Annotated in this window: 19 protein-coding genes; 18 read left to right on the top strand and 1 reads right to left on the bottom strand. The window is 44.2% G+C overall.

What is annotated here, in order from left to right:
* Positions 1 to 33: 33 nt before the first annotated feature.
* The gene (locus MOB98_RS17465; RefSeq protein ID WP_268360325.1) at positions 34 to 906 is read right to left on the bottom strand and encodes a YitT family protein; all 873 of its coding nucleotides are present in this window, start codon (positions 904 to 906) and stop codon (positions 34 to 36) included.
* A 139-nt stretch (positions 907 to 1,045) separates the two neighbouring features.
* On the opposite strand from MOB98_RS17465, the gene MOB98_RS17460 reads away from it, so the two are divergent.
* The 18 genes from MOB98_RS17460 to MOB98_RS17375 all read left to right on the top strand — a co-directional run bounded on the left by MOB98_RS17460 (position 1,046) and on the right by MOB98_RS17375 (position 17,276).
* Complete coding sequence (locus MOB98_RS17460; RefSeq protein WP_004398044.1) at positions 1,046 to 1,381, top strand: nucleotide pyrophosphohydrolase; 336 nt, start codon at positions 1,046 to 1,048, stop codon at positions 1,379 to 1,381.
* An 11-nt stretch (positions 1,382 to 1,392) separates the two neighbouring features.
* Complete coding sequence (dapB, locus tag MOB98_RS17455; protein ID WP_268360326.1) at positions 1,393 to 2,196, top strand: 4-hydroxy-tetrahydrodipicolinate reductase; 804 nt, start codon at positions 1,393 to 1,395, stop codon at positions 2,194 to 2,196.
* A gap of 20 nt (positions 2,197 to 2,216) precedes the next feature.
* Positions 2,217 to 2,630 (top strand): methylglyoxal synthase, encoded by a 414-nt coding sequence (gene mgsA / locus MOB98_RS17450; protein WP_268360327.1) that lies wholly within the window; start codon positions 2,217 to 2,219, stop codon positions 2,628 to 2,630.
* The gene (gene bshB1 / locus MOB98_RS17445; protein WP_268360328.1) at positions 2,623 to 3,333 is read left to right on the top strand and encodes a bacillithiol biosynthesis deacetylase BshB1; all 711 of its coding nucleotides are present in this window, start codon (positions 2,623 to 2,625) and stop codon (positions 3,331 to 3,333) included. The genes mgsA and bshB1 overlap by 8 nt, the downstream gene beginning before the upstream one ends.
* A complete protein-coding gene (gene bshA, locus MOB98_RS17440; RefSeq protein WP_268360329.1) occupies positions 3,330 to 4,463 on the top strand; it encodes an N-acetyl-alpha-D-glucosaminyl L-malate synthase BshA in 1,134 nt (377 codons plus the stop codon). Before bshB1 ends, bshA begins: the two co-directional genes overlap by 4 nt.
* Positions 4,464 to 4,467: 4 nt before the next feature.
* The gene (locus MOB98_RS17435) at positions 4,468 to 5,661 is read left to right on the top strand and encodes a CCA tRNA nucleotidyltransferase (protein ID WP_268360330.1); all 1,194 of its coding nucleotides are present in this window, start codon (positions 4,468 to 4,470) and stop codon (positions 5,659 to 5,661) included.
* The gene (locus MOB98_RS17430) at positions 5,646 to 6,623 is read left to right on the top strand and encodes a biotin--[acetyl-CoA-carboxylase] ligase (RefSeq protein ID WP_268360331.1); all 978 of its coding nucleotides are present in this window, start codon (positions 5,646 to 5,648) and stop codon (positions 6,621 to 6,623) included. Before MOB98_RS17435 ends, MOB98_RS17430 begins: the two co-directional genes overlap by 16 nt.
* A 244-nt stretch (positions 6,624 to 6,867) precedes the next feature.
* On the top strand, positions 6,868 to 7,701 hold the full coding sequence (gene panB, locus MOB98_RS17425) for a 3-methyl-2-oxobutanoate hydroxymethyltransferase (RefSeq protein WP_268360332.1): 834 nt from the start codon (positions 6,868 to 6,870) through the stop codon (positions 7,699 to 7,701).
* Position 7,702: 1 nt separating this feature from the next.
* Positions 7,703 to 8,560 carry a pantoate--beta-alanine ligase gene (gene panC / locus MOB98_RS17420; RefSeq protein ID WP_268360333.1) on the top strand — a complete coding sequence of 286 codons (858 nt, stop codon included), beginning with the start codon at positions 7,703 to 7,705 and terminating at the stop codon, positions 8,558 to 8,560.
* Position 8,561: 1 nt separating this feature from the next.
* Entirely contained in the window at positions 8,562 to 8,945 is a 384-nt protein-coding gene (gene panD / locus MOB98_RS17415) for an aspartate 1-decarboxylase (protein ID WP_268360334.1), read from the top strand.
* Positions 8,946 to 9,070: 125 nt separating this feature from the next.
* Positions 9,071 to 11,866 carry an ATP-dependent DNA helicase DinG gene (gene dinG / locus MOB98_RS17410; protein ID WP_268367308.1) on the top strand — a complete coding sequence of 932 codons (2,796 nt, stop codon included), beginning with the start codon at positions 9,071 to 9,073 and terminating at the stop codon, positions 11,864 to 11,866.
* A 143-nt stretch (positions 11,867 to 12,009) separates the two neighbouring features.
* Positions 12,010 to 12,180 (top strand): YpmA family protein, encoded by a 171-nt coding sequence (locus tag MOB98_RS17405; protein ID WP_003225588.1) that lies wholly within the window; start codon positions 12,010 to 12,012, stop codon positions 12,178 to 12,180.
* Between the two features lie 8 nt (positions 12,181 to 12,188).
* Entirely contained in the window at positions 12,189 to 12,674 is a 486-nt protein-coding gene (gene tseB, locus MOB98_RS17400) for a cell wall elongation/penicillin-binding protein regulator TseB (protein WP_268360337.1), read from the top strand.
* Positions 12,675 to 12,696: 22 nt separating this feature from the next.
* Positions 12,697 to 13,878, top strand: a complete 1,182-nt coding sequence (aspB, locus tag MOB98_RS17395) for an aspartate transaminase AspB (protein WP_268360338.1) — start codon at positions 12,697 to 12,699, stop codon at positions 13,876 to 13,878.
* A 143-nt stretch (positions 13,879 to 14,021) separates the two neighbouring features.
* Entirely contained in the window at positions 14,022 to 15,314 is a 1,293-nt protein-coding gene (gene asnS, locus MOB98_RS17390) for an asparagine--tRNA ligase (protein ID WP_268360339.1), read from the top strand.
* A 94-nt stretch (positions 15,315 to 15,408) separates the two neighbouring features.
* The gene (dnaD, locus tag MOB98_RS17385; protein ID WP_268367309.1) at positions 15,409 to 16,107 is read left to right on the top strand and encodes a DNA replication protein DnaD; all 699 of its coding nucleotides are present in this window, start codon (positions 15,409 to 15,411) and stop codon (positions 16,105 to 16,107) included.
* 18 nt (positions 16,108 to 16,125) lie between these two features.
* Entirely contained in the window at positions 16,126 to 16,785 is a 660-nt protein-coding gene (gene nth / locus MOB98_RS17380; RefSeq protein ID WP_003225594.1) for an endonuclease III, read from the top strand.
* The gene (locus MOB98_RS17375; RefSeq protein WP_268360341.1) at positions 16,782 to 17,276 is read left to right on the top strand and encodes a YpoC family protein; all 495 of its coding nucleotides are present in this window, start codon (positions 16,782 to 16,784) and stop codon (positions 17,274 to 17,276) included. Before nth ends, MOB98_RS17375 begins: the two co-directional genes overlap by 4 nt.
* Positions 17,277 to 17,355: the final 79 nt, after the last annotated feature.

Below are 17,355 nucleotides of genomic sequence, written 5' to 3'. Positions count from 1 at the left end.
TGAGGGGCGGCAGCAGCCGCCTTTTTTCTCATGTCAGCGAGGAAGCGGATTCTTATTTTCATCAAGCGTAAATCCTTCTCCGAGCACATCGTGGACATCGCTTACCGCTACAAAGGCATGAGGATCAATGGAGTTAATCACACTTTTCAGCATCACCAATTCGTTTTTCGGCACCACACAATAAAGGACATCTATATTCTCTTTTGTATAGGAACCCTGCCCTTTCAAAATGGTGACGCCCCGTTCCATCTCTTCAAGAATCTTTTTCTGGATCAGGTCATTTTTCGAAGAAATAATGGTCGCCCCTTTAGCAGCGTATCCGCCTTCCTGAATAAAATCAATTAACCTTGCCGCTACAAATACTGCCACCAGAGTATACATCGCTTCTTTATAGGAGAGGTAAGTAAGCAAAGACAAAATGATGACGCAAGCATCAAAAGCAAACATCGTTCTGCCCATCGGAATCCCCAAATACTTATTGACCAAACGGGCGATGATATCAACTCCGCCTGTCGTACCGCCATACTTAAAAATAATGCCCAATCCGGCTCCGATAAACACGCCGGCAAATAAAGCAGCGAGCGCTAAGTCATGCTGAAGAGGCATATGTATTTCATATCGCTGAAAAATGCTGAGGAACACGGACAAGGCTACAGTGCCAACAAGGGTATAAACAAACATTGTCCTGCCAAGCAAACGCCAGCCAATAAAAAAGATCGGAATATTCAAAACCAGGTTCGAGATAGAGGGACTGATGTGGAAAAGGGCATAAAGCAAAAGTGTGATACCTGTAAAACCGCCCTCAGCCAGATTATTTTGCATATTGAAATGAACCAAGCCAAATGAAAAAACCGCCGCTCCGATTAAAATAAAAAATATGTTTTTTAATTTAATTTCTCCAAGCATCACACAAAACCCCTTTTCCTTCCATTAGATAGCATTTATATTATAGTGAATGAAAAAGAAAACAGCAAACGTGCTTAAACATTTGTCAAACGTATCTGAATTAGCTAACATGTAAGAGGATGATAGGAGGTTTCGTGCAGTGAGTGATAAAACAATGAAAGATATACAGGCTGAAGTAGACCGTTACATCGGGCAATTTAAAGAAGGATATTTCAGCCCGCTTGCCATGATGGCGAGGCTGACTGAAGAACTGGGCGAGCTTGCCCGGGAAGTCAATCATCGTTATGGAGAAAAACCAAAAAAAGCGACTGAAGATGATAAAAGCATGGAAGAGGAAATGGGAGATGTGCTGTTTGTACTGGTTTGTTTAGCCAACTCTTTGGATATTTCTTTAGAGGAAGCCCACGACCGAGTCATGCATAAATTTAATACAAGAGATAAAGATCGCTGGACCAGAAAAGAAGAAGGAAAGTAGAGGAGATCAAGATGTCAAACGAAACAATTAAAGTAGTCATTGCAGGACCGCGTGGTAGAATGGGGCAGGAAGCTGTTAAATTGGCGGAACGAACACCTCATTTTGACCTTGTTGGGGCCATAGATCATACATACGACCAGCAAAAATTATCTGATGTGATGTCTGTTGATTCAGATGCCCTGATATACACAGATATCCACGCCTGTTTTACTGAAACACAGCCGGATGTCTTGATTGATTTAACAACGCCTGAAATCGGAAAAGTACATACGAAAATTGCATTAGAGCACGGAGTTCGTCCAGTTGTCGGGACAACCGGTTTCTCCGAAGCAGATTTAAAAGAGCTCACCTCTTTAACAGAAGAGAAGGGAATCGGCGCCATCATCGCTCCAAACTTTGCGCTTGGTGCGGTGCTAATGATGAAATTTTCAAAAATGGCTGCCAACTACTTTGAGGATGTTGAGATTATTGAGCTTCACCATGACCAGAAGCTTGACGCACCAAGCGGAACGGCGCTTAAAACAGCGGAAATGATTTCAGAAGTTCGTAAAGAAAAGCAGCAAGGACATCCGGATGAAAAAGAAATTCTCCCAGGAGCACGTGGAGCGGAGCAAAATGGTATCCGTTTACACAGCGTCCGTCTTCCGGGACTGATTGCTCACCAGGAGGTTATGTTCGGCATGGATGGCCAAACGCTTCAAATCCGCCATGATTCCTATAACCGTGCTTCATTCATGTCAGGTGTTAAACTGTCAGTCGAGCAAGTCATGAAGATTGATCAGCTTGTATACGGATTGGAAAATATCATTGATTAGATGAGACAGGGGGATAAATGATGAAAATTGCTCTGATCGCGCATGACAAGAAAAAACAGGATATGGTTCAATTCACAACTGCCTATCGGGATATTTTAAGTCATCATGATCTATACGCAACCGGAACAACAGGGTTGAAAATTCAAGAGGCGACAGGTCTTCACATTGAACGTTTTCAATCCGGCCCTTTAGGGGGAGACCAGCAAATCGGGGCGCTGATCGCAGCCAATGCACTCGATCTTGTCATCTTTTTGCGCGACCCGCTGACCGCGCAGCCGCATGAACCGGATGTCTCGGCATTAATCCGGTTATGTGATGTGTATTCCATTCCGCTCGCCACAAATATGGGTACTGCGGAGATCCTTGTCCGCACACTTGATGAAGGTGCTTTTGAATTCCGCAATCTTCTTCGGGGAGAAGAGCCGAATGTATAATACTGACGTTCTTGCTTTTGGTGCCCACAGTGATGATGTCGAGATTGGAATGGGCGGCACAATTGCGAAGTTTGTCAAACAGGAAAAAAAAGTAATCATATGCGACTTAACAGAAGCGGAACTCTCTTCAAACGGAACAGTCAGTTTACGTAAAGAAGAAGCAGCGGAAGCAGCCCGTATATTAGGTGCAGATAAAAGAATTCAGCTGACGCTTCCTGACCGCGGCCTGATAATGAGTGATCAGGCAATTCGGGAGATTGTCGGTGTCATCAGAACCTGCCGGCCAAAAGCAGTCTTTATGCCATATAAAAAGGATCGCCATCCGGATCACGGAAATGCAGCTGCACTGGTTGAAGAAGCGGTTTTTTCCGCCGGAATCCATAAATATAAAGACAAAAATAGCCTTTCTGCGCATAAAGTAAGTAAGGTTTACTACTATATGATAAATGGTTTTCATCAGCCTGATTTTGTGATTGATATCTCGGAAACAATAGAGGCAAAGAAACAAAGCCTCAATGCCTATAAAAGCCAGTTTATACCTTCAAAGAATTCAGTTTCAACGCCTTTGACAAATGGCTATATCGAGATCATTGAAGCGAGAGAAAAGCTTTACGGCAAAGAAGCGGGTGTGGAGTATGCCGAAGGTTTCTTTTCCAAACGGATGCTAATGCTCGATCATGATGTGCTTGGGGGCGAACAATGAAAAAACTTAAAATAGGGATCACATGCTATCCGAGCGTCGGAGGCTCAGGTATCATTGCGACAGAACTGGGGAAGCAGCTTGCTGAAAAGGGACATGAAATCCATTTTATCACGTCAAGCATTCCGTTTAGACTGAATACATATCACCCCAATATTCATTTTCATGAAGTTGAGGTTAATCAATATGCTGTTTTTAAGTATCCTCCGTATGATTTGTCGTTGGCCAGCAAAATTGCTGAGGTGGCGGAGCGGGAGAATTTAGACATTATTCATGCACATTACGCTCTCCCGCATGCAGTTTGCGCTTATCTTGCAAAGCAGATGCTGAAACGCAATATCGGCATTGTGACAACTTTGCACGGCACGGATATCACGGTGTTAGGGTATGACCCGTCCTTAAAAGATCTTATCCGTTTTGCCATTGAGGCATCAGACAGGGTAACCGCTGTCTCCTCAGCGCTTGCAGCTGAAACGTACGATTTAATTAAACCGGAGAAAAAAATCGAAACGATTTATAACTTTATAGACGAGCGCGTGTATCTGAAGAAAAATACAGAGGCGATAAAAGAGAAACATGGTATTTTACCGGATGAGAAAGTTGTCATCCACGTGTCCAACTTCAGAAAGGTTAAACGTGTACAGGATGTCATCCGTGTATTCCGTAATATCGCCGGCAAGACGAAAGCAAAATTGCTTTTAGTCGGAGACGGTCCGGAGAAGTCGACAGCCTGTGAGCTTGTCAGAAAATATGGATTGGAAAACCAGGTCTTAATGCTTGGAAATCAAGACCGTGTTGAGGAGCTTTATTCCATTAGTGATTTGAAGCTGCTGCTGTCTGAAAAAGAAAGCTTCGGCCTTGTCCTGCTTGAAGCGATGGCTTGCGGGGTGCCTTGTATCGGAACGAACACTGGCGGTATCCCGGAGGTTATTAAGAACAATGTGAGCGGGTTTTTGGTGGATGTCGGCGATGTTGCAGCTGCAACAGCCTGCGCGATGCATATTTTAGAAGATGAACAGCTAAGCAAGCGGTTTACAGAGGCGGCAATGGAAATGCTGAAAAATGAATTTTCCTCACAAAAAATTGTCAGCCAGTATGAACAGATTTATGCCGATTTAGCAGAACCGGAGTGATCACATGGAACAAGTTTTTATCAAAGCGCTTCCCGTGCTCCGCACCTTAATCGAAGCGGGCCACCAGGCTTATTTTGTCGGAGGCGCAGTTCGTGACAGCTATATGAAACGAACGATCGGAGATGTCGATATCGCGACTGATGCAGCACCGGATCGAGTAGAACGGCTGTTTCAGCGGACAGTTGATGTAGGCAAAGAGCACGGGACCATCATTGTGCTCTGGGAAGATGAAACCTATGAAGTCACGACATTCCGGACTGAATCGGAGTATGAAGATTATAGAAGGCCGTCAGACGTACAATTTATCACATCTTTAGAAGAGGATTTAAAACGCAGAGATTTGACGATTAATGCGATGGCCATGACAGCGGACGGACAGGTGCTTGATTATTTTGGCGGCAAGAAAGATATTGATCAGAAGCTGATTCGAACTGTCGGAAAGCCTGAGGACAGATTTCAAGAGGATGCGCTTCGCATGCTGAGAGCCGTACGCTTTATGAGCCAGCTTGGCTTCACGCTTTCACGAGAAACACAAGAAGCGATCACGAAGGAAAAAGCACTCTTATCCCATGTTTCAGTTGAACGGAAAACAATAGAGTTCGAGAAGCTGCTGCAGGGAAGAGCGTCCCGTCAGGCGCTCCAAACACTGATTCAAACAGGGCTGTATGAGGAACTGCCTGGTTTTTACCATAAACGAGAAAACCTGATGGCTGCGAGCAGCTTTCCATTTTATGATTTAACATCCCGTGAGGAGCTTTGGGCTGCGCTTTTAATTGATCTGAACGTAGAATTAAAAGATGCGCCGCTTTTCCTGAAAGCCTGGAAGCTCCCAGGAAAAGTAATGAAGGAAGCCATTCACATTGTCCATACATTTGGCCAAAGCCTTGACGAAATGTCAATGTACAGAGCCGGGGAAAGAGCACTGCTTTCAGCGGCCAAAATATCGCAGCTGCGGCGAAACGAAAAACTGGATGAAGAAAAATTGAAGGACATTCAAAACGCTTATCAAAGCCTGCCGATCAAAAGCCTTAAGGATCTTGATTTCACGGGTAAGGATTTGCTTGCGCTGCGAAACCGGCCCGCCGGAAAATGGGTGTCGGAAGAATTACAGCGGATTGAGCAGGCTGTTGTGACAGGAAAGCTCTCCAATCAAAAGAACCACATAGAGGAGTGGCTGAAGACATGCGATCAACATTAAGAAAAGATCTTATTGAATTATTTTCTCAGGCCGGGAATGAATTTATTTCCGGCCAAAAAATCAGTGATGCCCTCGGCTGTTCCAGAACTGCTGTGTGGAAGCATATTGAAGAGCTTCGGAAAGAGGGCTATGAAGTAGAAGCCGTCAGAAGAAAAGGATACCGGCTCATCAAAAAACCCGGGAAACTCAGTGAAAGTGAAATTCGCTTTGGACTGAAAACGGAAGTGATGGGGCAGCATCTTATTTATCATGACGTTCTATCAAGCACGCAAAAAACAGCTCATGAGCTGGCGAATGATAACGCACCGGAAGGCACTCTCGTGGTGGCTGACAAACAAACGTCCGGCAGGGGACGAATGTCAAGGGTGTGGCATTCTCAAGAAGGAAACGGCATTTGGATGAGCCTGATTTTGCGGCCAGACATACCGCTTCAAAAAACACCGCAGCTCACCCTGCTTGCTGCAGTAGCTGTTGTGCAGGGAATAGAAGAGGCAGCAGGCATCCAGACGGATATAAAATGGCCTAATGATATTTTGATCAACGGAAAAAAAACAGTTGGCATCTTAACAGAAATGCAGGCCGAGGAAGACCGCGTACGCTCAGTCATCATTGGCATCGGCATTAACGTTAACCAGCAGCCGGAGGATTTCCCTGATGAACTGAGGGACATCGCCACAAGCCTCGGCCAAGCTGCCGGAGAAAAAATTGACCGGGCCGGCATCATCCAGCATATCCTGCTTTCCTTTGAAAAACGGTACCGGGATTATATGACGCACGGTTTTACACCGATTAAGCTTTTATGGGAAAGCTATGCGTTGGGAATCGGCACTCATATGAGGGCCAGAACATTAAACGGAACATTTTATGGGAAGGCGTTAGGTATAGATGATGAAGGCGTTCTTTTGCTAGAAACAAATGAAGGCATTAAAAAAATCTATTCTGCCGATATTGAATTGGGCTAATGTGTTGGTACAAGCCCGTTGATTTTGGTATACTTCCATTGGGCAGTATCGCCTGCGAACTGCACCTATTATAAATAGATAGACATTGCAGCAGTCTGCCTTGATCCAAAAAAGGACTGGGACAGAGGGATGAAACTCGCCGAACTTTAGAAAGTGAAGAATCCTTCTCGTTGTAACGGAAGGTTTTTTTGGCTTGCAGAAGAGAACGGCAGATCATCTCCTCTAAACTTGAGGAGGAGAAAACATGAAAACAAAACTGGATTTTCTAAAAATGAAGGAGTCTGAAGAACCGATTGTCATGCTGACCGCTTATGATTATCCGGCGGCTAAGCTTGCTGAACAAGCGGGAGTTGACATGATTTTAGTCGGTGATTCACTCGGAATGGTCGTCCTCGGCCTCGATTCAACTGTCGGTGTAACGGTTGCGGACATGATCCATCATACAAAAGCGGTTAAAAGAGGCGCACCGAATACATTTATCGTAACCGATATGCCGTTTATGTCTTATCACCTGTCCAAGGAAGATACACTGAAAAATGCAGCCGCTATCGTTCAGGAAAGCGGAGCTGACGCACTGAAGCTTGAGGGCGGGGAAGGCGTGTTTGAATCCATTCGCGCATTGACGCTCGGAGGCATTCCGGTTGTCAGTCACTTAGGCTTAACACCGCAGTCAGTCGGTGTATTAGGCGGATATAAAGTGCAGGGCAAAGACGAGCAAAGCGCCAAAAAATTAATAGAAGACAGTATAAAATGCGAAGAAGCAGGAGCAATGATGCTTGTGCTGGAATGTGTGCCTGCAGAACTCACAGCCAAAATTGCCGAGATGCTAAGCATACCGGTCATCGGAATCGGGGCTGGTGTGAAAGCCGACGGACAAGTTCTCGTTTATCATGATATTATCGGCCACGGTGTTGAGAGAACACCTAAATTTGTAAAACAATATACGCAAATTGACGAAACAATAGGAACAGCAATCAGCGGATATGTCCATGATGTAAGACATCGTGCTTTCCCTGAACAAAAGCATTCCTTTCAAATGAATCAGACAGTGCTGGACGGCTTGTACGGAGGAAAATAGGATGAGACAGATTACAGATATTTCACAGCTCAAAGAAGCCATAAGACAATATCAGTCAGAGGGAAAGTCAATCGGATTTGTGCCGACGATGGGGTTTCTGCATGAGGGGCATTTAACCCTGGCAGACAAAGCGAGACAAGAAAATGACGCAGTCGTTATGAGCATTTTTGTGAATCCTGCCCAATTTGGCCCTAATGAAGATTTTGAAGCTTATCCTCGCGATATTGAGCGGGATGCGGCTCTTGCAGAAAAGGCCGGAGTAGATATTCTTTTTACACCAGATGCTCGTGATATGTATCCTGAGAAGAATGTCACGATTCACGTTGAAAGGCGCACAGACGTTTTATGCGGCCGATCAAGAGAAGGACATTTTGACGGGGTTGCGATCGTACTGACGAAGCTTTTCAACCTTGTGCAGCCGACTCGCGCCTATTTCGGTTTAAAGGATGCACAGCAGGTGGCAGTTGTTGATGGCTTAATCAGCGATTTCTTCATGGATATTGAATTGGTTGCTGTCGATACGGTCAGGGAGGAAGACGGCTTAGCCAAAAGCTCCCGCAATGTATACTTAACTGCTGAGGAAAGAAAAGAAGCCCCTAAGCTGTATCAGGCCCTTCAATCAAGTGCAGAGTTGGTCAGAGCCGGTGAAAGAGACCCTGAAGCGGTGATAAACGCCGCTAAAGAAATCATTGAAACGACAAGCGGCACCATTGACTATGTGGAGCTTTATTCCTATCCGGAACTTGAGCCTGTGACCATCATAGAAGGTAAAATGATTCTGGCTGTTGCAGTTGCTTTTTCAAAGGCGCGTTTAATAGATAATATCATTATTGATATTCGAGAAATGGAGAGAATATAATATGTATCGCACGATGATGAGCGGCAAGCTTCACAGGGCAACTGTTACGGAAGCAAACTTAAACTATGTGGGAAGCATTACGATTGATGAAGATCTCATTGATGCGGTAGGAATGCTTCCTAATGAAAAAGTGCAAATTGTGAATAATAATAATGGAGCGCGCTTGGAAACGTATATAATCCCGGGCAAACGCGGAAGCGGCATCATCTGCTTAAACGGTGCAGCCGCACGCCTTGTGCAGGAAGGCGATAAAGTCATTATTATTTCCTACAAAATGATGTCTGATCAAGAAGCGGCAAGCCATGTGCCGAAGGTAGCTGTTCTGAATGATCAGAACAAAATTGAACAAATGCTGGGGAACGAACCGGCCGGCACAGTTTTGTAAAAGAAAAGCCCCCTTTATCGGGGGTTTTCTTTTAAGATTTTGAGAGTAAAACGGTTTTACCGCTCCATTTCCGCACAAAACGTGTTACACTTTTGTCGTATGCAAGAATTGAGGTGTCCATTTTAATGAAAAAGCAACGGTTCGTTGTTATAGATGTAGAAACAACAGGGAATTCGCCAAAGAAAGGCGATAAAATCATACAAATCGCAGCGGTTGTAATCGAAAATGGACAAATTACTGAGCGGTTTTCAAAATATATTAATCCAAATAAATCCATTCCTGCTTTTATTGAGCAGCTTACTGGAATCTCCAATCAAATGGTAGAGCATGAACAGCCGTTTGAAGCAGTGGCTGAAGACGTGTTCCATTTGCTTGACGGCGCTTATTTTGTCGCCCACAATATCCATTTCGATCTTGGATTTGTCAAGTATGAGTTACATAAGGCGGGCTTTCAGCTCCCGGATTGTGAAGTGTTGGATACTGTTGAGCTCTCCCGGATTGTTTTTCCGGGATTTGAGGGATATAAGCTGACCGAATTAAGCGAGGAGCTTCAGCTTCGGCATGATCAGCCGCATCGGGCTGACAGCGATGCTGAAGTCACAGGGCTTATTTTTTTGGAAATCCTTGAAAAGCTGCGGCAGCTGCCTTATCCGACATTAAAGCAGTTAAGAAGGCTTTCGCAGCATTTTATCAGTGATCTGACGCATTTGTTGGATATGTTCATTTATGAAAACAGACATACCGACATACCGGGTTATGTGCGTTTTTCTTCCTTTTCTGTCAGAGAGCCTGAATCGTTCAATGAACGTGTCAATGAAGACAGTGACTTCTCATTTGAGATTGAAAATTGGGAAGCGGGAAATGAAAAAGCTTTGTCTGAGTTAATGCCTGGGTATGAAAAAAGAGACGGCCAAATAATGATGATGAAAGAAGTGGCTGAAGCGTTTGACAATCGTGAGCACGCGTTGATTGAAGCTCCTCCGGGAATCGGAAAAACGATTGGCTACCTTATTCCGGCTGCGCTTTTTGCCAAGAAATCAAAAAAGCCGGTCATCATCAGCACGTATTCAACGCTCTTGCAGCAGCAGATTCTGACAAAGGATTTGCCGATTGTCCAAGACCTGTTTCCATTTCCGGTAACAGCGGCGATTTTAAAAGGGCAATCGCATTATTTATGCCTGTATAAATTTGAACAGGTGCTTCATGAAGATGATGATAATTATGATGCTGTACTGACAAAGGCACAGCTCCTTGTTTGGCTGACAGAGACAAACACAGGAGATGTAGCTGAACTGAATTTACCCTCAGGCGGAAAATTGCTGTGGGATAGGTTGGCTTATGACGATGAATCCAATAAAAGAAGTCGCAATGAGAGTGTGACCGGCTTTTATGAACGGGCTAAACAGATTGCCATGCATTCCGATTTGGTCATCACCAACCACTCTCTTTTGCTGACCGATGAAGGCAGCCGGAAAAAGAGACTCCCTGACAGCGGAACATTTATTATTGATGAAGCACATCATTTTGAACGGGCTGCAAGCGAACATTTAGGAAAAAGAGCCACCTACATAGAATTGCACTCTAAATTGAGCAGAATCGGCACCCTGAAGGAGCATGGGCTTCTAAAAAAAATGAGACAGCTATTCCAGCGAAACAGCCTGCCGGTTGATTCGTTTTTCGAATTGGAAGAGTGGATTCAGCATATTCAATTAGAAAGTGATGCTTTCTTCAGCTCTGTGCACTCTTTTGTCAAACGAAGAAAACCTAAAGAAGACTTAAACCGTCTAGTCTTTAAGGTGAACAAAGAAAGCCAGGATAAAAGCTGGCCGATTTTAACGGATGGAGCAGAGAGGCTTTGTTCCATGCTGGCACATTTACAGCAGCTCTTTGAGGCACAGTCTGCCCTCATGGAAAAACACCTTACCAGTATGAAGAGCAAAACTGCCTTTTTAACTGATGAATATCAAAGAAGCATGAAAGACTTACAGCGTTACTGTCAAACTTTACAGCAGCTGTTTTTTGAGTCTGATGACGATGAAGCGGTTTGGATTGAAATAGACGCGAAGGGAGCAAAAAATGCGGTGGCCATTTACGCACAGCCGCTTGAACCTGGTGAACTTCTGGCTGATCAGTTTTTCGCGCGCAAAAACAGTGTGGTGTTAACATCTGCAACCCTTACAGTCGAAGATTCTTTTCAATATATGATCGAACGGCTGGGGCTCGGTGACTTTTTCCCGCGGACCATGAGAATTGAGTCGCCTATTTCTTACGATGAGCGCATGCGGGTAATGATTCCAAAAGAAATGAAATCAATCCAAGATACGGGGCAAACTGAATTTATACAGGATACTGCCCGTTATATCGAACTGATGGCAAAAGAAAAACAGCCCAAAATCCTTGTGCTGTTTACATCGCATGATATGCTGAAAAAGGTTCATCAGGAGCTTAAGCACGGAATGAGTGCTACCGGCATTCAGCTATTAGCGCAAGGAATAACAGGCGGAAGCCCCGGCAAACTGATGAAAACTTTTAAAACATCCAATCAGGCAATCCTGCTTGGCACAAATCATTTTTGGGAAGGCGTTGATTTCCCAGGTGATGAGCTGACAACAGTCATGATCGTGAGGCTTCCATTCCGGTCTCCTGATCACCCGCTTCATGCTGCGAAATGTGAGCTTGCCCGCAAAAAAGGCCGGAATCCGTTTCAAACAGTTTCACTTCCGGAAGCGGTGCTGACCTTCCGGCAAGGAATCGGCCGCTTGCTGCGGACAGCAGGTGACAAAGGGACGATTGTCATATTGGACAGACGGATTAAAACCGCTGGTTACGGCAGGCTGTTTCTCGATGCCCTGCCGACAACCTCCGTATCCGAAATGACTGACAGTGAGCTTGAGGATTACGTTGCGGGGAAAAAAGAGTAAAAGCCGCATAAAGCGGCTTTTGCGGTGTGGGAGTAGGATGGTGTTTTATTTTAAAAGCGGTTTTGCCGCTCTGTGATACTAGTATGGCGTGTCCTGAAATGGAGTATGACTAACAATATTTGTTCAAAATGGAGGATGAAAAAATGGAAAGCAAAATCGAAATTCTTTCAACAATTAATGTAGAGCATTCTGATGATCTGTATAAAATTGTAGACACACTGAATCGCACACTGAAAAGAGACAATCTGATGTTCGGCCTTGCGCTGGATGAGGAAAACAAAAACCAAGCCGTTTTTACCATTTATCGTACGTAGGTGAGAAGATGAGAAAAAAAGCATTAATATTTACCGTCATTTTTGGTATTATTTTTTTAGCAGTACTTCTTGTCTCGGCAAGCATTTATAAATCAGCCATGGCACAAAAGGAAGAGGGGCACGAAGCAGCAGCTGCTGAAGCTAAAAAAGAAACCGATCTCACCAGCGTTGATCAAGTCGAAACATTTGTCGGAAAAGAAAAATATTATGTTGTAAAGGGAACAGACAAAAAAGGCAGCAAATTATATGTCTGGGTTCCTGCTGATAAAAAAGCAAAAATTCTCTCAAAAGAAGCAAAAGAGGGAATATCGGAAGACAAAGCGGCGAAAATCATACAGGATGAAGGGCTGGTTTCAAAGCAAAAAGAGGTTCACCTGGCAAGAGAAGGAAACGTCCTGCTTTGGGAAGTAACGTACTTAAACAAAGAAGGCCAATACAGTTTAAGTTATGTGGACTTTACAACTGGAAAGATTCTCAAAAATATCACGCCTTAAGACGAATTAGGGGGAGTTCAAGTTGAAACTGGCAAAAAGAGTATCCGCATTAACACCGTCTACTACACTGGCAATCACAGCGAAAGCAAAAGAACTGAAAGCAGCGGGCCATGACGTCATTGGTCTAGGGGCTGGGGAACCAGACTTCAATACACCGCAGCACATTATTGATGCCGCTGTACGTTCAATGAATGAAGGCCACACAAAGTACACGCCTTCAGGGGGTCTCGCTGAACTAAAAAACAGTATTGCAGAGAAATTTAAACGCGACCAGAAGATTGAATACAAACCGTCTCAAATTATTGTCTGCACTGGTGCCAAGCATGCTCTGTACACCCTTTTCCAAGTGATTTTGGATGAAGGAGATGAAGTCATTATTCCAACACCTTACTGGGTAAGCTATCCTGAGCAGGTGAAACTCGCTGGCGGAACGCCTGTTTATGTAGAAGGGCTTGAGGAAAATCATTTCAAAATTTCTCCTGAACAGCTGAAAAATGCGATCACAGAAAAAACAAAAGCGATCGTCATTAACTCTCCAAGCAACCCGACTGGTGTCATGTATACTGAAGAAGAGCTGGCAGCGCTTGGTGAAGTGTGCCTCCAACATGACATCCTGATTGTGTCTGACGAAATTTATGAAAAACTTACATATGGCGGAAAGAAACATGTTTCCATTGCACAGCTGTCTGACAGACTGAAAGAGCAAACGGTCATTATAAACGGCGTATCAAAGTCACACAGCATGACGGGCTGGAGAATCGGCTATGCAGCTGGAGCAGAAGACATTATAAAAGCGATGACGAACCTTGCAAGCCACAGCACGTCAAATCCGACATCCATCGCACAGTACGGAGCAATTGCTGCTTATAACGGGCCTTCTGAGCCGCTGGAAGAAATGAGAGAAGCATTTGAACATAGATTGAACACAATCTATGCAAAGCTCGTAGAAATCCCTGGATTCAGCTGTGTGAAACCAGAAGGCGCTTTTTACTTGTTCCCGAATGCAAAAGAAGCAGCTCAATCTTGCGGTTTTAAAGATGTAGATGAATTTGTTAAAGCGCTTCTCGAGGAGGAAAAAGTTGCGATTGTTCCAGGGTCCGGATTCGGCTCTCCTGAAAATGTCCGTCTTTCTTACGCAACCTCGTTAGATCTTCTTGAAAAAGCGATTGAAAGAATCAAGCGTTTTGTAGAAAAACATAGCTAACAGATCAAAAAGCGGCTGACAAAAAAGCCGCTTTTTATCTGCATTGACCCGGTTAGTTAAGAGCGGGTATAATAAAGTGATGATAAAAGAGTTCGCGGGGCAATAAGCTTCCGAATGTCTTTCTTGTTTTGGAGGGAAATATGTTGAAAACAACAATCAACCAAGTGTACAAGCACGTAGGTGAGGAAGTAACGATCGGAGCTTGGGTCGCTAATAAGCGTTCAAGCGGGAAAATTGCGTTTTTACAGCTGCGGGACGGTACCGGCTTTATTCAAGGTGTCGTAGTAAAAGCGGAAGTGGAAGAAAGCATCTTCCAAACAGCTAAATCAGTGACACAGGAAACGTCACTCTATATAAAAGGGATTGTCAAAGAGGACGAGCGTTCTCCGCTTGGATATGAACTAGCCGTGACAGATATTGAAGTTATTCACGAAGCGACTGATTATCCAATTACGCCAAAAGAACACGGTACGGAGTTCTTGATGGATCACAGACATTTATGGCTTCGGTCAAAACGCCAGCATGCGATCATGAAAATCCGTAATGAAATCATTCGCGCGACGTACGAATTCTTTAATAACGAAGGCTTCGTAAAAGTTGATCCGCCAATTCTGACTGGAAGCGCACCTGAAGGGACAACAGAGCTCTTTGCGACAAAGTACTTCGATGAAGATGCTTACCTGTCTCAAAGCGGCCAGCTCTACATGGAGGCTGCAGCTATGGCGTTAGGAAAAGTATTTTCTTTCGGCCCGACCTTCAGAGCGGAAAAATCTAAAACAAAACGCCACTTGATCGAATTCTGGATGATCGAACCGGAAATGGCGTTTGTCGAATTTGAAGAAAACCTTCAAGTACAGGAAAATTACGTTTCTTTCATCGTGCAATCGGTTCTTAAGAATTGCAAGATTGAATTAAACACATTGGGTAGAGACACGTCAAAACTCGAGCAAATCAAAGCTCCTTTCCCAAGAATTACGTATGATGAGGCGATTGAGTTCCTGAAAGAAAAAGGCTTTGACGATATCGAGTGGGGGGACGACTTTGGGGCGCCTCATGAAACAGCGATTGCTGAACACTATGACAAACCGGTATTCATCACCCGCTATCCAACGTCCTTAAAACCGTTCTATATGCAGCCTGCTTCTGACCGTGAAGATGTCGTGCTTTGTGCAGATCTCATTGCGCCGGAAGGCTATGGTGAAATCATCGGCGGATCTGAGCGAATTCACGATATGGAACTTTTGGAAGCGCGTCTTAAAGAACACGGACTGGATTCTGACGCATATAAATGGTATGCTGAACTTAGAAAATATGGATCAGTTCCTCATTCCGGCTTCGGCCTTGGATTAGAGCGGACAGTAGCTTGGATCAGCGGAGCGCCTCACGTTCGTGAAACCATTCCGTTCCCAAGACTGTTAAACCGTCTATATCCGTAATACATTCAAATGAAACAAGAAAAAGAGTCTCCTGCAAGGGAGACTTTTTACAGTAAAGGGGAAATCACAATCCTTTACAGTAAGAGGTGTGACGATGAAAAAACATCAGTTTATTGATATGCAGGAACAGGGAACGTCAACAATCCCTAATCTCCTGCTCACGCATTACAAACAGCTCGGGCTGAATGAAACAGAGCTTATTCTCCTGCTGAAAATCAAAATGCATTTAGAAAGAGGATCTTATTTTCCTACACCGAATCAGCTGCAGGAAGGTATGTCAATCTCTGTTGAGGAATGCACAAACAGACTGCGGATGTTTATTCAGAAAGGCTTTCTGTTTATTGAAGAATGTGAAGACCAAAACGGCATCAAGTTTGAGAAATACTCTCTACAGCCTTTATGGGGCAAGCTGTACGAGTATATACAGCTTGCACAGACTCAAACACAGGAAAGAAAAGCAGAAGGGGAACAAAAAAGCCTTTATACCATTTTTGAGGAAGAGTTCGCCAGACCCTTATCACCTTTGGAGTGTGAAACACTGGCCATTTGGCAGGACCAAGATCAGCATGACGCGCAGCTGATCAAACACGCGTTAAAAGAGGCTGTACTATCAGGGAAACTCAGCTTCCGTTACATTGACCGCATTTTATTTGAATGGAAGAAAAACGGGCTGAAAACTGTAGAGCAAGCTAAAGTTCACAGCCAAAAATTCCGGAAGGTACAACAAAAGCAGAATGAACCGCAAAAAGAGTATAAAAGGCAGGTTCCTTTTTACAATTGGCTTGAACAATAAAGTGAAAAGGTGACAATCGTGTTAAATCTAAAACAAATTGAATTCTGTTTAGACAAGATAGGCGACATGTTTCCCCACGCAGAGTGTGAACTGGTTCATTCCAATCCTTTTGAATTAGTGGTGGCAGTCGCTTTATCTGCGCAATGTACAGACGCACTTGTAAACAGAGTGACCAAAACATTATTTCAAAAATATAAAAGGCCGGAAGACTATTTGGCTGTTTCGCTGGAAGAGCTTCAGCAGGATATAAAATCAATCGGTTTGTATCGCAATAAAGCGAAAAACATCCAAAAACTGAGCAAAATGATTATTGAAGATTACGGTGGAGAAGTACCGAGAGACCGTGATGAGCTTGTCAAACTGCCAGGTGTCGGAAGAAAGACAGCCAACGTCGTGGTGTCTGTTGCTTTTGGCGTGCCGGCCATTGCCGTAGATACCCATGTGGAGAGAGTCAGCAAGCGTTTAGGAATCTGCCGTTGGAAGGACTCAGTCTTGGAAGTGGAAAAGACGCTGATGCGCAAAGTTCCAAAAGAAGACTGGTCCGTTACCCATCACCGGCTTATCTTCTTCGGCAGATATCACTGTAAAGCCCAATCTCCGCGCTGTGCGGAATGTCCGCTGCTTTCTCTGTGTAGGGAAGGGCAGAAGAGAGATAAAAAAGGACTGGTGAAACGATGATGCAAGCAAAAGAAGTGTTGGCTTCCTATGAAAAAGACTTGCGCAGTATCGGCCAGCTGAGCTTCTCGGATATGAAAGAGGCATTGCGGATCAACCCCCTGTATTTTGATTATTGCACTAAATCTGAAGGCGTTTTGCCATGGAAGGAAAGCGGCAAGTACGTTCCGATTTTATTTGAAGTGTGGGATGACATCAAAGCATCACTTCTCCCAGTCTTTCAAACACGAAAATCGAGATGTGACCAAAACGAAATGCTAAAGGGCATTGTATGTTTGCTGGCTTCGTTTCACTGGACAGCAGGTGAACGGGTAAGAACGCTTGATTGGCCAGAACTGACGAAGAAAACATTTCCCGCAAAGCCGATCAATTGGGCTGAACGAGTGGAATTTATTCTTCTAAAGCCGACCCAATACCATTGTTTTATTCAGCTTGATGAGCTGTTTACTGAAATGCAAAAGCATTTTTATAAATATCATGCGATGAATCGATAAAATCCTCCCCCTTAAAAGGGGAGGGTTTTTATTATGAAGAAAAAAGCCATCACCGATAAGGGACTGACCCCATAAGATG

The organism is Bacillus sp. N13C7, from assembly GCF_026790065.1.
Classification (GTDB): domain Bacteria; phylum Bacillota; class Bacilli; order Bacillales; family Bacillaceae; genus Bacillus.
The sequence above is the reverse complement of the archived record's forward strand: the minus strand, read 5'-3'. Positions and strand labels throughout refer to the sequence as shown.

Excerpts from the sequence above, each read along its gene's own strand:
- MOB98_RS17465 (WP_268360325.1), bottom strand. The coding sequence starts at position 906 with ATGCTTGGAGAAATTAAATTAAAAAACATATTTTTTATTTTAATCGGA.
- dapB (WP_268360326.1), top strand. The coding sequence starts at position 1,393 with ATGTCAAACGAAACAATTAAAGTAGTCATTGCAGGACCGCGTGGTAGA.
- mgsA (WP_268360327.1), top strand. The coding sequence starts at position 2,217 with ATGAAAATTGCTCTGATCGCGCATGACAAGAAAAAACAGGATATGGTT.
- bshB1 (WP_268360328.1), top strand. The coding sequence starts at position 2,623 with ATGTATAATACTGACGTTCTTGCTTTTGGTGCCCACAGTGATGATGTC.
- bshA (WP_268360329.1), top strand. The coding sequence starts at position 3,330 with ATGAAAAAACTTAAAATAGGGATCACATGCTATCCGAGCGTCGGAGGC.
- MOB98_RS17435 (WP_268360330.1), top strand. The coding sequence starts at position 4,468 with ATGGAACAAGTTTTTATCAAAGCGCTTCCCGTGCTCCGCACCTTAATC.
- MOB98_RS17430 (WP_268360331.1), top strand. The coding sequence starts at position 5,646 with ATGCGATCAACATTAAGAAAAGATCTTATTGAATTATTTTCTCAGGCC.
- panB (WP_268360332.1), top strand. The coding sequence starts at position 6,868 with ATGAAAACAAAACTGGATTTTCTAAAAATGAAGGAGTCTGAAGAACCG.
- panC (WP_268360333.1), top strand. The coding sequence starts at position 7,703 with ATGAGACAGATTACAGATATTTCACAGCTCAAAGAAGCCATAAGACAA.
- panD (WP_268360334.1), top strand. The coding sequence starts at position 8,562 with ATGTATCGCACGATGATGAGCGGCAAGCTTCACAGGGCAACTGTTACG.
- dinG (WP_268367308.1), top strand. The coding sequence starts at position 9,071 with ATGAAAAAGCAACGGTTCGTTGTTATAGATGTAGAAACAACAGGGAAT.
- MOB98_RS17405 (WP_003225588.1), top strand. The coding sequence starts at position 12,010 with ATGGAAAGCAAAATCGAAATTCTTTCAACAATTAATGTAGAGCATTCT.
- tseB (WP_268360337.1), top strand. The coding sequence starts at position 12,189 with ATGAGAAAAAAAGCATTAATATTTACCGTCATTTTTGGTATTATTTTT.
- dnaD (WP_268367309.1), top strand. The coding sequence starts at position 15,409 with ATGAAAAAACATCAGTTTATTGATATGCAGGAACAGGGAACGTCAACA.
- MOB98_RS17375 (WP_268360341.1), top strand. The coding sequence starts at position 16,782 with ATGATGCAAGCAAAAGAAGTGTTGGCTTCCTATGAAAAAGACTTGCGC.